The 340-nt window shown below is 41.5% G+C and carries 1 rRNA gene; it reads right to left on the bottom strand.

Annotation, left to right across the window (positions count from 1 at the left end):
• Positions 1 to 149: 149 nt before the first annotated feature.
• Positions 150 to 340: ribosomal RNA gene (locus OA84_RS11095) — 23S ribosomal RNA — on the bottom strand; the annotation flags it as partial.

Raw genomic sequence — 340 nt, 5'->3', positions numbered from 1 at the left:
CTCTGCTAAAACCACCCTAAAATTGGTATTAGCTTTTAGCTGTAGGCCATAAGCATAAAGCTTATAGCTCAAAGCGTAATGCTTATAAAAAATCGATAAAAACGTTCACAAAGAGACAACCGTAGTTGCACTGTCGAGTGCCATAATTAGGCAATAAATCTACGGGTAATTAGTACTACTCGGCTATGACATTGCTGCCTTTACACCTATAGCCTATCAACGTTGTCATCTCCAACGACCCTTAAAAGATGTCTCATCTTGAGGCAGGTTTCGCACTTATATGCTTTCAGTGCTTATCCTTTCCAAACGTAGCTACTCAGCGGTGCTCCTGGCGGAACAA

It is taken from the genome of Kaistella solincola (assembly GCF_000812875.1).
GTDB classification, from domain to species: Bacteria; Bacteroidota; Bacteroidia; order Flavobacteriales; family Weeksellaceae; genus Kaistella; species Kaistella solincola.
This window is presented reverse-complemented; position numbering and strand designations above follow the sequence as displayed.